This is a genomic window from Stutzerimonas azotifigens DSM 17556 (assembly GCF_000425625.1).
Classification (GTDB): Bacteria; Pseudomonadota; Gammaproteobacteria; order Pseudomonadales; family Pseudomonadaceae; genus Stutzerimonas; species Stutzerimonas azotifigens.
In genome coordinates, this window is record NZ_KE384407.1 from 355,452 (window position 1) to 369,244 (window position 13,793).

A 13,793-nucleotide genomic window follows, 5' to 3' on the forward strand; every position below is an offset into this window, starting at 1 on the left:
TCATGGCGCCTGGCCTCGCATCCGACCCAGGTCAACCAACCAGGGCGCAGGCCACTAGGCGACCAGGCCGGCGGCCCTGAGCCGGCCGAGAGCGGCCAGCCAGCGCGGGCTCTCCTTGTAGCTCGGCGAAGCCGAGGCCCGGGTGCGCATCCGCGCCAGTCGCCCGGCCGGCCGCGCGCGCAGACGTTGCAGTGCCGCCAGCGCCAGTTCGGCGGCGGCCCGGTCGTTGCAGACCAGGCCCATGTCGCAGCCGGCGCCGAGCGCGGCCTCGACGCGGTCGGCCGCATCGCCGGCGACGTGGGCGCCGGCCATGGACAGGTCGTCGCTGAAGATCACTCCGTCGAAGCCCAGCTCGCCGCGCAGGATGTCCTGCAGCCAGCGACGCGAGAATCCGGCCGGGCGCTCGTCCACCTGCGGGTAGATCACATGCGCCGGCATGACCGCGTCCAGCTCGCCGGCCAGCGCCTGGAACGGCTGCATGTCACGGCTGCGCAGTTTGTCGAGGCTGCGCTCGTCCACCGGAATGGCCACATGCGAATCGGCTTCGGCCCAGCCGTGGCCGGGGAAGTGCTTGCCCGTGGCAGCCATGCCGGCCTCATGCATGCCCTTGACGAAGGCCCGCACCAGTTCGACGGCCCTTGCCGGATCGCCCTCGAAGGCGCGGCTGCCGACCACGGCGCTGCGCTGATGATCGAGGTCCAGCACCGGGGCGAAGCTGAAATCCAGCCCGACCGCCAGCACCTCGGTGGCCATGATCCAGCCGCAGGCCTCGGCCAGCGCGCAGGCGTCCTCGTGCCCGGCAAGGGAGCGCATCGGCGGCAGCCGCATGAAGCCCTGGCGCAGACGCTGCACGCGGCCGCCTTCCTGGTCGACCGCCAGCAGCAGATCGGGCCGCAGCGCCCGGATGCTCCGGCACAGCTCGGCGACCTGGCGCGGATGCTCGACGTTGCGGGCGAACAGAATCAGCCCGCCGACTTCCGGCTGGCGCAGCAGATGCCGGTCCTCGGAGGACAGCCACAACCCCTCGACGTCGAGCATCAACGAACCCTGAATCATGATGGCTCCTTCGAAACCGTTTTCTGAAACGCCTCGCCAGGCTGATCGGAAATCAGAACCTTGCAGTACGCCGGGACGTTCGGGAAAAGCTCGAGCAGGTCGAGGTTGTGCATGCGGATGCAGCCGTGCGAGCCCGGCACGCCCATCGGCTCGCTGTCCGGCGTGCCGTGCAGGTAGATGTAGCGGCGGAAGGTGTCGACCTCGCCGAGCCGGTTGACGCCGGGCTCGCAGCCGGACAGCCAGAGGATGCGGCTGAGGATCCAGTCGCGGCCGGGAAAACGCTCGTGCAGTTCGGGCGTCCAGATCTCCCCGGTCCAGCGCCGCCCCCTGAGCACCGCCCCGACCGGCAGGCCGTCGCCGATGCGTGCACGCACCTGGTGCAGGCCCCGCGGCGTGCAGCCCGAGCCGTTGCGTTCGCCGGCGCCATTGGCGGCGGTGGACACCTCGTAGCGGCAGACCAGCACGCCGTCGGCATAGCCGGAAAGCGTCTGGTCGGGAATGGATACCTGGAGAAAGTCGAGTGCGGGCATGCGCTAGCGGCCTGTACGGTTGGCTTGTGTGTTCAGGTTCGAGTGCCGGGGTTTGTCAGACAAGGCGCCATGACGAGTCGTAGCGGGGCTACGGCGAGGAATGGCAACGCAGTATGACGAAGCCTGGCGCCGAAAATGAGCATTCGAACCAGCCACACAGGCCGCAAGCTTAACAGCTGGGCCGGAAAACCGGCCAGCGCACTACGGCGCTCAGGAGGTCGCCGGCAGCGCCAGCGCGTTGCGCCGGGCCCGCGGCTGGGCCTGGCTCAGGGCCTGGTCCGCGATGCCGGACTCGGCGCGCATGCCGGCGGCGAGAAACGGCACCATCATGCGCATCACCTGTTCGATCGAGGTGTCCACACCGAAATCGTTCTCCGAGATCGCGCGCAGCGCCTTGATTCCGGACATGCTGAACGCCGCGGCGCCGAGCATGAAGTGCACCCGCCAGAACAGTTCGATCGGCGGTATGCGCGGCGCCGCCTCGTGCACGCGCTGCATGTAGCGGCGGAACACCTTGCCGTACATGTCCTCGAGATAACGCCGCAGGTGCCCCTGGCTCTGGCTGAAGGCCAGGCCGAGCAGGCGCATGAAGATCGACAGGTCGTCGCCGCTGCGCGGCTTTACCGCCATGGCCTGCTCGACGAGGATTTCCAGCAGCTCCTCGAGCGATTCCGGACCGGCAGCCTCCGCCTCGCGGCGGTCGAGCTCGCGCTCGAGGCTCTGGCAGAAGGGACCGAGGAAGCGCGAGAACACTGCCTGGATGAGCGACTTCTTGGAGCCGAAATGATAGTTGACCGCGGCCAGGTTAACCCCGGCCTTGCTGGTGATCAGACGCAGCGACGTCTCGGCGAAGCCCTTCTCGGCGAACAGCTGCTCTGCCGCATCGAGAATGCGTTCAACGGTTTCTGACTGCGCCATGGCCCCTCCGGCCGGGTCGAACAAACGTTTTAAACATAAGTTTCATTGACCGCCGCGTCAACCTCGCTGGGCAGGCGAACGGTAAACAGGCGTTGCCGGCCGACCGATACTGTATATAATCCCAGTCACCACTGGATAAAAGAACAGACCAGCCATGACCAAGTTGACGCCTCGGCAGTCCGAGATCCTGTCCTTCATCAAGCGCTGCCTTGAAGAGAACGGCTACCCGCCCACCCGGGCGGAAATCGCTCAGGAACTCGGCTTCAAGTCACCCAACGCCGCCGAAGACCATCTCAAGGCGCTCGCCAAGAAAGGCGCCATCGAGATGACCCCGGGCGCGTCCCGTGGCATCCGCATCCCCGACTTCGAGCCGGCCGGCACCGAGGAAGCGGGATTGCCGATCATCGGCCGGGTCGCCGCCGGCGCACCTATCCTGGCGCAGCAGCACGTCGAGGAATCCTGCCAGATCAATCCGGCATTTTTCCATCCGAAGGCCGATTATCTGCTGCGCGTGCGCGGCATGAGCATGAAGGACATCGGCATCTTCGACGGTGACCTGCTCGCCGTCCACACCACCCGCGAGGCCCGCAACGGGCAGGTGGTGGTCGCCCGCGTCGGCGACGAGGTCACCGTCAAGCGCTTCAAGCGCGAGGGCAGCAAGGTCTGGCTACTGGCCGAAAACCCGGAATTCGCCCCGATCGAAGTCGACCTCGAGCACCAGGAACTGGTCATCGAGGGACTGAGTGTCGGCGTCATTCGTCGCTGAGGACTATCGCATGCAGTACACCGAAAGCATCACCCGGCCGCAGCTGTCGCTGTTCGACGGCGCTTCGAAGTCGAGCCTGCCACTGTTCCGGGCGCGCCCGGCGGACGAGGACACCGACAGCTTCAGCGAACTGACGCTCAGCGGCAGCATCGCGCGCTGCCAGCTCCTGCTGGCGCCGGTGCTGCGCGAGCTGAGCGAGGCGGCAAACGGCCGCTGGCTAACCCTGGTGGCGCCGCCGGCGGCCCTGGCCAGCGGCTGGCTGCGCGGTGTCGAACTGAACCGGGAACAGATTCTGCTGCTGCAACCGCGCGGCGGTCAGAGCGCGGGAGAACTGGCGCGCATGGCGCTACGCTCGGGGCGCAGCCATACGGTGGTGACCTGGCTCGGCGAACTGGACGTCGCGGAGCGCCTTCAATTCATCGCCGCCGCCCAACAGGGTGGCTCGCAGGGGCTGAACATCCGCATCGGAGCCTGACCCCGGCGCCGGCACAGGGACGTGCCGATCACCCTCCCCCATGCCGCCTCAGTGCAGCACGCGCGGTTCCTCTTCCTCCCGCTCGAACTCCCCTTCCGACATCTTTCCCGCCATCTGCACACCGATATTGATCATCGCCTTGGCGACCTCGACGTGGTGACCGTGCAGGAACAGCTTGGCGTCCTCGGAAAAATCCAGCGTCAGCAGCACTTCTTCGTCCTCGGCGCGACGCAGCACGATACGGCCGTCGGCCAGTTCGACGATTTCAAGAAAAGACGTAGGCATATCAACTCTCCAGACGATGGCGCGATTGTACCAGCCTACGCGTGAGGGCTGAGGCCGCAGCGGTGACGGCCTGTTTCCGATCCAGGTGCTACCACTCGGTCATCGATTCTCGAAAGCGCAGCACCAGTTGCTTGAGCTGCTGGCGCCAGGCTTCGGCTTCGTCATGAGTGAGCGGGGGTTCGTCCTGCTCCAGGGTCACGGCTTCGATCAACGGCAGCGACGGGTCGGTCTTGACCTTGGCTGGCGCACGCGGCGGCTGGAACAGCGCCGCGTGCGCCGCCAGCAGCCGGGCGAGCCAGGTCTCGGACTGCCCGGCCAGTTCCAGCAGCTCGGCGAGTTCGGGGCTCGGCGAGGCCTCGAAGGCTTCCCGGGTCAGCAGCAGGTCGACCCGCGGCGCGCCAGCGTTCGGCGCCCGGTAGTAGCCGGCGATCTCGTGACAGAGCCCGAGCACGGCGCCATAGAGATGGAACAGGGTCGCCTCACGCTCGGCCTGGGCCAGCGCGGGATTGACGAGCGCCGGGCTCGTGGCGGCCTTCTTCCAGCTCTCCAGCGACAGGCCGGCGAAGAAGATCTTCTGGTTGGTACGGGTATAAAGCTCATGGGCCATGACGGCGCTCCGGTGGCTTGGCCTTGCTGTTCAGACTGCACCCATCGGGCGCGCGATACCAGCGCCGATCAGCGCTTGTCCTCGACCTTCCAGGCGCCGTTGGCGTAGAACGCCTTCCAGCCGGTCGGCTTGCCGTCGACCTCCGACTGCACGTACTGCTCCTTGGTCTTGCGGCTGAAGCGCACCACGGCCGGGCGCCCTTCCGGGTCCTTGACCGGCGCTGACAGCAGGAAGTGATACTTCGGATCGATCTCGTCCTTGTGCGGAATCAGCTCCTTCACCAGCGGCGCACGCGTCTCGCGGTTCTTCGGAAACTGGCTGGCGGCCAGGAACAGTCCGGAAGCGCCGTCGCGCAGCACATAGGTGTCGTCGACCTTCTCGCACCTGAGCTCGGGCATCGGCACGGCATCCATCTTCGGCGGTGCCGGCTCGCCGTTCTTCAGCAGCTTGCGGGTGTTCTTGCAGGCGGGGTTGGTGCAGCCGAAGAACTTGCCGAAGCGGCCGGTCTTGAGCTGCATCTCGCTGCCGCACTTGTCGCATTCCAGGCTCGGCCCTTCGTAGCCCTTGATCCGATACTGGCCTTCCTCGATCTCGTATCCCGGGCAGTCCGGGTTGTTGCCGCAGATGTGCAGCTTGTGCTTCTCGTCGAGCAGGTAGGCGTCCATCGCGGTGGCGCAGATCGGGCAGCGACGCTTGCCGAGCAGCACCCGTGATTCGGATTCGCCTTCATCGTCGGCGGCGATCTCGTCGCCCGGGATGAGGTTGATGGTCGACTTGCAGCGCTCCTTCGGCGGCAGGCTGTAGCCCGAGCAGCCGAGGAACACGCCGGTCGAGGCGGTGCGGATCATCATCGGCCGGCCGCAGACCTTGCAGGGGATGTCGGTCAGGGTCGGCTGGTTGGCGCGCATGCCCTTGTCGCTGGTCTCGGCCAGCTCGAGCTTGCGCTTGAAGTCTCCATAGAATTCGTCGAGCAGGTGCTTCCAGTCGCGCTCGCCCTGGGCGACGTCGTCGAGGTTCTCCTCCATGCCGGCGGTGAAGCCGTAGTCCATGAGGTTCTGGAAGCTCTCGGAGAGGCGTTCGGTGACGATGTCGCCCATCTTCTCGGAGTAGAACCGGCGGTTGTGCAGCGAGACGTAGCCGCGGTCCTGGATGGTCGAGATGATCGCCGCGTAGGTCGAGGGCCGGCCGATGCCGCGCTTCTCCATTTCCTTGACCAGGCTGGCTTCGGAGTAGCGCGCCGGCGGCTTGGTGAAGTGCTGGCTCGGGTCCAGCTCGAGCAGCTTGAGCGACTCGCCCTGGCTCATCTCCGGCAGCACGTCGTCCTCGCCGCCCTTGCTCTGCTGCGGCAGCACGCGGGTGTAACCGTCGAACTTGAGGATGCGGCCCTTGGCGCGCAGCTCGAACTCGCCGGCAGTCACGGTCACGCTGGTGGACAGGTATTCGGCCGGCGGCATCTGGCAGGCCACGAACTGGCGCCAGATCAGGTCGTAGAGCCGCTCGGCGTCGCGCTCCATGCCGGACAGCTGGTTCGGCCGCAGGTTGACGTCCGAGGGACGAATCGCCTCGTGCGCTTCCTGGGCGCCCTCCTTGCTGGTGTACACGTTGGGCTTGGCCGGCAGGTATTTCTCGCCGAACTCCTGTTCGATGAAGCCGCGCGCCATGGTCACCGCGTCGACCGAGAGGTTGGTCGAGTCGGTACGCATGTAGGTGATGTAGCCGGCCTCGTAGAGCCGCTGGGCCATCATCATGGTCTTCTTCACGCCGAAGCCCAGGCGCGTGCTGGCGGCCTGCTGCAGCGTGGAGGTGATGAACGGAGCCGAGGGCCTGCTGCTGGTCGGCTTGTCCTCGCGCTTGCTGATCTGGTAGCTCGAGGCCTTGAGCTTGGCCAGCGCGGCATTGGCCTGCTCCTCGTTGAGCGGCTTGAAGGCCTCGCCCTTCTCCCGCGCCACCTCGAAGCGCACCTTGGCGTTCTTTGCGGTCTCCAGGTCGGCGTGGATTTCCCAGTATTCCTCCGGGACGAAGGCGCGGATCTCGCGCTCGCGCTCGACGACCAGCTTCACTGCCACCGACTGCACGCGCCCGGCCGAGAGGCCGCGGGCGATCTTCTGCCACAGCAGCGGCGAGACCATGTAGCCGACCACGCGGTCGAGGAAGCGCCGCGCCTGCTGGGCGTTGACGCGGTTGATGTCGAGCTCGCCCGGCTGGGAGAAGGCCTCCTGGATGGCCTTCTTGGTGATTTCGTTGAACACCACGCGCTTGAAGCGGCTGTCGTCGCCGCCGATGGATTCGCGCAGGTGCCAGGCGATCGCCTCCCCTTCGCGGTCCAAGTCGGTCGCGAGGTAGATGGTGTCGGCTTCCTTGGCCAGCCGGCGCAGTTCCTCGATCACCTTCTCCTTGCCGGGAAGGATCTCGTACTTGGCCTGCCAGCCGTGCTCCGGGTCCACGCCCATGCGCGTGAACAGCTGCCGCTTGGCCTTCTCCTTAGGAGACAGGGCGGCGGCCTCGCCGTTGGCCTTGCCGCGCTTGGCCGGCTCCTTGCTGCCATTGGCGGAGCCGCTGGTGGGAAGGTCGCGGATGTGGCCGATGCTCGACTTCACCACGTACTGGTTGCCCAGGTACTTGTTGATGGTCTTGGCCTTGGCCGGTGATTCCACGATGACCAGCGATTTACCCATGGGGTGGAGACTTCCTGAACCGAGAAATGAAAGGCGGGGGCGCCCGAAGGCACCGCTATATATAGTGGCGACGGAGCCGAGGTCAAGCCGACTACCGAGCCGGCGGACTCAGATTTCGCCCTGGAAGGGACTGGGTTCCGGCTCGATCAGGGCGAAACGCGGAACGCTTTCACCGTCCACTTCAACCGAGCCGGCGAACAGTTCCAGCGGTCGCACCCAGAGCCCGTACTCGCCGTACAGCGCCTGGTAGAAGACCATCCACTCTTCCGTCTCGGAATGCCGTGCAACGGCGAAGACCCGGTACTCGGGCCCCTTGTAGTGGCGGTAACGCCCGGTCTTGATCTGCATGCAGTGCCTCGCGGGCCCGAAGGCCAGAAAACGAAAAACCGGGGCACGGGGCCCCGGTTTGTTGACACGAACGAGTCAGACGCGTTCGAAGATCGTGGTGATGCCCTGACCGAGGCCCACGCACATGGTCGCCACGCCGAGCGTGCCGCCATGCTGTGCCATCACGTTCAGCAGGGTGCCGGAAATCCGTGCACCGGAGCAACCGAACGGGTGGCCGAGGGCGATGGCGCCGCCGTGCAGGTTGACCTTCTCGTCCATCTTGTCGAGCAGCTTGAGGTCCTTGAGCACCGGCAGGGCCTGCGCCGCGAACGCTTCGTTCAGCTCGACGTGGTCGATGTCGTCGATGCTCAGCCCGGCGCGCTTGAGCGCCTTCTGGGTCGAGGGCACCGGGCCGTAGCCCATGATCGCCGGGTCGACGCCGGCCACCGCCATGGCGCGGACCACGGCCATCGGCTGGATGCCCAGGTCCTTGGCGCGCTGCGCCGACATCACGATCATGCAGGAGGCGCCGTCGGTGATCTGCGAGGAGGTGCCCGCGGTCACGGTGCCGCCCTTGGGATTGAACGCCGGCTTGAGCTGCGCCAGGCCTTCCAGGGTGGTTTCCGGACGGATGGTCTCGTCCTGATCGAACACCTTCAGGAAGCCGTTCTCGTCATACCCCTGCATGGGGATGATCTCGTTCTTGAAGTGACCGTTCTGCGTGGCCTGCCAGGCACGCTGGTGGCTGCGCACGCCGAACTGGTCCTGCTGCTCGCGGGTGATGCCGTGCATCTTGCCCAGCATCTCGGCGGTCAGGCCCATCATCCCGGAGGCCTTGGCGGCGTACAGGGACAGCTGCGGGTTCGGGTCGACGCCGTGCATCATGCCGACGTGGCCCATGTGCTCGACGCCACCGACGACGAAGACGTCGCCGTTGCCGGTCTGGATCGCCTGCACGGCGGTGTGCAGCGCGCTCATCGACGAGCCGCACAGGCGGCTGACGGTCTGGCCGGCGCTGGTGTGCGGAATGCGCGTCAGCAGCGAAGCCATGCGGGCGATGTTCCAGCCCTGCTCCAGGGTCTGGTTCACGCAGCCCCAGATCACGTCTTCCACTTCCGCCGGATTGACCTGCGGATTGCGCGCCAGCAGGGCGTCGATCAGGTTGGCCGACAGCGTCTCGGCGCGGGTGTTGCGGTGCATGCCACCCTTGGAACGGCCCATCGGGGTGCGGCCGAAGTCGATAATGACGGCGTCTCTCGGATTCAGGCTCATAAATTCACTCTCGCTTTATATGCCGATCAACCGTAGAAGCGCTGGCCCTTGGCGGCCATTTCGCGCAGCTTCGCGGTGGGGTGGTACAGCGGGCCCAGGTCGGCGTACTTGTCCGCCAGGGCCACGAATTCGGCCACGCCGATCGAGTCGATGTAGCGCAGCGCGCCGCCGCGGAAGGGCGGGAAGCCGATGCCGTAGATCAGGCCCATGTCCGCCTCGGCCGGGGTCTCGACGATGCCGTCTTCCAGGCAGCGCACCGTCTCCAGGCAGAGCGGGATCATCATGTAGTTGACGATGTCCTCGTCGGTCAGCTCGCGCTGCTCGCGCACGATCGGCTTGAGCACCTCGTAGGCTTCGGGGTCGACGACCTTCTTCGGCTTGCCCTTCTTGTCCATCTCGTAGGCGTAGAAGCCCTTGCCGTTCTTCTGGCCCAGGCGGTTGGCCTCGTACATGGCGTCGACGGCGGTCCTGGTGTCGTCCTTCATGCGATCCGGGAAGCCTTCGGCCATCACGTCACGGCCGTGGTGGCCGGTGTCCATGCCGACGACGTCCATCAGGTAGGCCGGGCCCATGGGCCAGCCGAATTTCTCCATCAGCTTGTCGGTACGCACGAAGTCGACGCCGTTGGCGATCACCCGGGCGAAGCCGCCGAAGTACGGGAACAGCACGCGGTTGACCAGGAAGCCGGGGCAGTCGTTGACCACGATGGGGTTCTTGCCCATCTTCTTGGCATAGGCGACGGTGGTGGCGATGGCGGTCTCGCTGGTCTTCTCGCCGCGGATCACCTCGACCAGGGGCATCATGTGCACCGGGTTGAAGAAGTGCATGCCGCAGAAGTTTTCCGGACGCTTGAGCGCCTGTGCCAGCAGGCTGATGGAGATGGTCGAGGTGTTGGAGGCGATGATCGCATCCTCCTTGACCGCACCTTCCACCTCGGCCAGCACCGCGTGCTTGACCTTCGGATTCTCGACCACGGCCTCGACCACGATGTCGACGTTGCCGAAGTCGCCGTAGGACATGGTCGGGCGGATGGCGTTGAGCGCCTCGGCCATCTTCGCCGGAGTCAGGCGGCCCTTCTCGACACGCTTGCCGAGCAGCTTGGACGCCTCGTCCAGGCCCATCTGGATACCCTCTTCGCGGATATCCTTCATCAGGATCGGCGTACCCTTGAGCGCCGACTGGTAGGCGATGCCGCCACCCATGATGCCGGCGCCGAGCACCGCGGCGAGCTTCACCTCGCGCGCCTGCCTGTCGTACTGCCTGGCCTTCTTCTTCAGCTCCTGGTCGTTCAGGAACAGTCCGATCAGGCTTTCCGCGACCGAGGTCTTGGCCAGCTTGACGAAGCCGGCGGCCTCGACTTCCAGCGCCTTGTCGCGGCCGAAGTTGGCCGCCTTCTGGATGGTCTTGATGGCTTCGACCGGGGCCGGATAGTTCGGGCCGGCCTGGCCGGCGACGAAGCCCTTGGCGGTCTCGAAGGCCATCATCTGCTCGATGGCGTTGAGCTTGAGCTTCTCGAGCTTGAACTGGCGCTTGGCCTTGTAGTCCAGCTCGCCGGCAACCGCGCGCCTGACCAGGTCCAGCGCCGCGTCGCGGAGCAGCTCGGGGGCGACCACGGCGTCCACGGCGCCGGTCTTGAGTGCGTCCTCGGCGCGGTTTTCCTTGCCCGAAGCGATCCACTCGACCGCGTTGTCCACGCCGATCACACGCGGCAGGCGCACTGTGCCGCCGAAGCCCGGGTAGATGCCCAGCTTGACTTCCGGCAGGCCGACCTTGGCGGTGGCGGACATGACGCGGTAGTCGGCCGCCAGGCACATTTCGAAGCCGCCGCCGAGGGCGATGCCGTTGATCGCGGCGACGGTCGGCACTTCGAGGTCTTCGAAATCGCTGAAGATGCGGTTGGCTTCCAGGTTGCCGGCGACCAGTTCTTCGTCCGGCAGCTTGAAGTTGGCGACGAATTCGGTGATGTCGGCGCCGACGATGAACACGTCCTTGCCGCTGGTGACGATCACGCCCTTGACCGAGGCATCGGCCTTGATGGCGTCGACCGCCTGGCGCAGCTCATCGAGGGTGAGACGGTTGAACTTGTTTACGGACTCACCCTTGAGGTCGAAATTGAGCTCGACGATGCCACTCTCAAGAGCCTTAACCGTGATGGCTTTACCTTCGTAAATCATCAACTGATCTCCACGGTATGAAAGCTGAACGTTATGTGTCGCATGCCCGATGGCCTGACACGCCGCGGCCTTTCCTCCACCGCGGCACCCACCGACACGGTACCCGGGCGATCGAGCAGGAAGCCAAACGCTCGATTCATACGCCCGTTTGATTGGGTGCGCACACCATCGGGGAAAAGCGCCTGGTTGTCAATTGCGCCAGTGGTGGCACCTGCCCGCAAGCCCCGTGCGTGCACGCAATGCTGTTCACTTAAGTGAGGACCCTTGGCCTCGGGCAGGCCTACGGCCTGCATCGCCGCGAGGGCGCGCCTCCCACAGGGATGTGGTAGATGCCGCAAGCCCGTCGGGAACTCCACAGGGCTCGGCGGGCAACTCCGCTTTCGTGGGAGGCCCGACCTCGGGGCGAGCTTGCCTAAGTGAACGGCATTACCGTGCTTGCATGGGGCATTCATGACGACGGTGGCGCACGATAGGCCGCTGGAACCCCCTGCCAGCCTAGGCGTCAATGCCTCGAAGCACAAAGCGCGAGGTACACTGCGGCGTATCGCGCCCGCTACCGCGCGCCCACCCTCGTCGCCGTCGCGACGCCTGCCTGGAGTGCCCCGATGCCCGAAGCCCCCATCGCCCGAGTCGAGACCGGCAACGACCCCTACCGCTGGCTGGAGAACCGCGACGCCCCCGAGGTGCTCGACTACCTGAAAGCGGAGAACGCCTACCTCGACGCGCAGATGGCCGACCAGGCGGAGCTGCGCGAAGCGCTGTTCCAGGAAATCAAGGACCGCATCCGCGAGACCGACCTGTCGCTGCCCTCGCCCTGGGGCCCCTGGCTCTATTACCGGCGCACCACCGCCGGCGACGAATACCCCCGGCACTACCGCTGCCCGCGTCCCGCCGACGGCTCGCTGACGGTGGACGAGAACGCCGAGCAGTTGCTGCTCGATCCGAACGCGCTGGCCAACGGCGGCTTCCTCTCGCTGGGCACGATGAGCATCAGCCAGGACCAGACCCGGCTGGCCTACAGCCTCGACACCCAGGGCGACGAGATCTACCGGCTGTTCGTCAAGGACCTGGCCACCGGCGAGGTCACCGCCCTGCCCTTCGACAACTGCGACGGCAGCATGACCTGGGCCAACGACAACCGGACCATCTTCTTCGGCGAGCTGGACGACACCCACCGGCCGCACCGCATCCTTCGCCACCGCCTCGGCGAGCCCGGAAGCACCGAGGTGTACCACGACCCCGACGGGCGTTTCTTCGTGCACTGCTACCGCTCCAGCTCCGAGCGGCAACTGATCATCCTCTCGCACAGCAAGACCACCAGCGAAGCCTGGGTGCTGCCCGCCGATGCGCCGGAGCAGGCTCCGCTCTGCCTGGCGCCGCGCCAGGAGGAGCACGAGTACTTCCCGGATCATGGTCTGTGGGAAGGCCGCTGGTGCTGGTTCATCCGCAGCAACCAGACCGGCATCAACTTCGCCCTCTACCGGGCTGACGAGGCCCAGCCGACCCGCACCCACTGGCAGGAAATCCTCCCGCACGACGAGCGCGTGATGTTCGAGGGCGTCAGCCTCAATCGCAGCGCCATGACCCTCAGCCTGCGCGAGAACGGCCTGCCGATCGTCGAGGTGCGCCCGACCGGGGCCGACACCTACCGCATCGCCCTGCCCGACGCCGCCTACAGCCTGCACGTCAGCGACACCCTGGAGTTCGACAGCCCGGTGATCCGGGTGCGCTACGAGGCGCTCAACCGCCCCGCGCAGATCCGTCAGGTCGACCTCGCCAGCGGCGAGCAGCAGGTGCTCAAGGAAACCCCCGTGGAAGGGCCCTTCGATCCGGACGCCTACGTCAGCGAACGGCTCTGGGCGGTGGCCGCGGATGGCACCCGGGTGCCGATCAGCCTGGTAGCCCGCCGCGACACCCTGGGCCGCCCGGCGCCGCTCTATCTGTATGGCTACGGCGCCTACGGGCACAGCCTCGACCCCTGGTTCTCCCACGGGCGGCTGTCGCTGCTCGATCGCGGCTTCGTCTTCGCCATCGCCCACATCCGCGGCGGCGGCGACCTGGGCGAGGCCTGGTACCGGGCCGGCAAGCTCGAGCACAAGGTGAACACCTTCACCGACTTCATCGCCTGCGCCGAACACCTGATCGCCGAGGGCTACACCACCTCCGAGCGCCTGGCCATCAGCGGCGGCAGCGCCGGCGGCCTGCTCATCGGCGCGGCGCTGAACATGCGCCCCGAGCTGTTCGGCGCCGCCGTCGCCGAGGTGCCCTTCGTCGACACGTTGAACACCATGCTCAACCCGGACCTGCCGCTGACCATCACCGAGTACGACGAGTGGGGCGACCCCAACGATCCCGTGGTGCACGAGCGCATCCGCGCCTATGCGCCCTACGAGAACGTCGCGCCCCGCGACTATCCGCCGATCCTCGCGGTCGCCGGCTACAACGACAGCCGTGTGCAGTACTGGGAAGCGGCCAAGTGGGTGGCCAGGCTGCGGGCCACGCGCAGCAACGACAGCCTGCTGCTGCTCAAGACCGAATTGGGCGCCGGGCATGGCGGCATGAGCGGCCGCTATCAGGCGATCAAGGACGCGGCGCTGGAATACGCCTTCCTGCTCAAGGTGTTCGGCATGGCGGGCTGAGGCTGAGCAGCCGACCTGCGGCTGGAACGGCTCCCGGTGGTGGCGGGTCAGTCCTTTCATCACGCCCCC

General features: G+C 66.4%; 12 protein-coding genes. 3 read left to right on the forward strand and 9 right to left on the reverse strand.

All coding sequences use genetic code 11. The features are described 5' to 3' along the window. Nucleotides 1–54: 54 nt before the first annotated feature. The 3 genes from nagZ to H610_RS0110240 form a co-directional block, all read right to left on the reverse strand. Nucleotides 55–1,053: a beta-N-acetylhexosaminidase gene (gene nagZ, locus H610_RS0110230; protein ID WP_028239578.1), complete on the reverse strand. Its 999-nt coding sequence runs from the start codon at nucleotides 1,051–1,053 to the stop codon at nucleotides 55–57. Further along, nucleotides 1,053–1,586 carry a L,D-transpeptidase gene (locus H610_RS0110235; protein ID WP_028239579.1) on the reverse strand — a complete coding sequence of 178 codons (534 nt, stop codon included), beginning with the start codon at nucleotides 1,584–1,586 and terminating at the stop codon, nucleotides 1,053–1,055. Before H610_RS0110235 ends, nagZ begins: the two co-directional genes overlap by 1 nt. Nucleotides 1,587–1,796: 210 nt before the next feature. Beyond that, complete coding sequence (locus tag H610_RS0110240; protein ID WP_028239580.1) at nucleotides 1,797–2,504, reverse strand: TetR/AcrR family transcriptional regulator; 708 nt, start codon at nucleotides 2,502–2,504, stop codon at nucleotides 1,797–1,799. Nucleotides 2,505–2,658: 154 nt separating this feature from the next. On the opposite strand from H610_RS0110240, the gene lexA reads away from it, so the two are divergent. After that, on the forward strand, nucleotides 2,659–3,270 hold the full coding sequence (lexA, locus tag H610_RS0110245; RefSeq protein WP_028239581.1) for a transcriptional repressor LexA: 612 nt from the start codon (nucleotides 2,659–2,661) through the stop codon (nucleotides 3,268–3,270). A 10-nt stretch (nucleotides 3,271–3,280) separates the two neighbouring features. Then, on the forward strand, nucleotides 3,281–3,745 hold the full coding sequence (sulA, locus tag H610_RS0110250; protein WP_028239582.1) for an SOS-induced cell division inhibitor SulA: 465 nt from the start codon (nucleotides 3,281–3,283) through the stop codon (nucleotides 3,743–3,745). 48 nt (nucleotides 3,746–3,793) lie between these two features. Here sulA and H610_RS0110255 read toward each other — a convergent pair whose 3' ends face one another. The 6 genes from H610_RS0110255 to fadB form a co-directional block, all read right to left on the reverse strand. Beyond that, nucleotides 3,794–4,030, reverse strand: coding sequence for a hypothetical protein (locus H610_RS0110255; RefSeq protein ID WP_028239583.1), 237 nt, complete (start codon nucleotides 4,028–4,030; stop codon nucleotides 3,794–3,796). Nucleotides 4,031–4,118: 88 nt separating this feature from the next. Then, nucleotides 4,119–4,637 carry a DUF6586 family protein gene (locus H610_RS0110260; RefSeq protein WP_028239584.1) on the reverse strand — a complete coding sequence of 173 codons (519 nt, stop codon included), beginning with the start codon at nucleotides 4,635–4,637 and terminating at the stop codon, nucleotides 4,119–4,121. A gap of 68 nt (nucleotides 4,638–4,705) precedes the next feature. After that, entirely contained in the window at nucleotides 4,706–7,312 is a 2,607-nt protein-coding gene (gene topA, locus H610_RS0110265; RefSeq protein WP_028239585.1) for a type I DNA topoisomerase, read from the reverse strand. Nucleotides 7,313–7,420: 108 nt separating this feature from the next. Next, nucleotides 7,421–7,660 carry a DUF1653 domain-containing protein gene (locus H610_RS0110270; RefSeq protein ID WP_028239586.1) on the reverse strand — a complete coding sequence of 80 codons (240 nt, stop codon included), beginning with the start codon at nucleotides 7,658–7,660 and terminating at the stop codon, nucleotides 7,421–7,423. 75 nt (nucleotides 7,661–7,735) lie between these two features. Beyond that, nucleotides 7,736–8,911 (reverse strand): acetyl-CoA C-acyltransferase FadA, encoded by a 1,176-nt coding sequence (gene fadA, locus H610_RS0110275; protein ID WP_028239587.1) that lies wholly within the window; start codon nucleotides 8,909–8,911, stop codon nucleotides 7,736–7,738. Between the two features lie 26 nt (nucleotides 8,912–8,937). Next, nucleotides 8,938–11,085: a fatty acid oxidation complex subunit alpha FadB gene (gene fadB, locus H610_RS0110280; protein ID WP_028239588.1), complete on the reverse strand. Its 2,148-nt coding sequence runs from the start codon at nucleotides 11,083–11,085 to the stop codon at nucleotides 8,938–8,940. Nucleotides 11,086–11,690: 605 nt separating this feature from the next. On the opposite strand from fadB, the gene H610_RS0110285 reads away from it, so the two are divergent. Next, a complete protein-coding gene (locus H610_RS0110285) occupies nucleotides 11,691–13,724 on the forward strand; it encodes a S9 family peptidase (protein ID WP_028239589.1) in 2,034 nt (677 codons plus the stop codon). Nucleotides 13,725–13,793 lie beyond the last annotated feature (69 nt).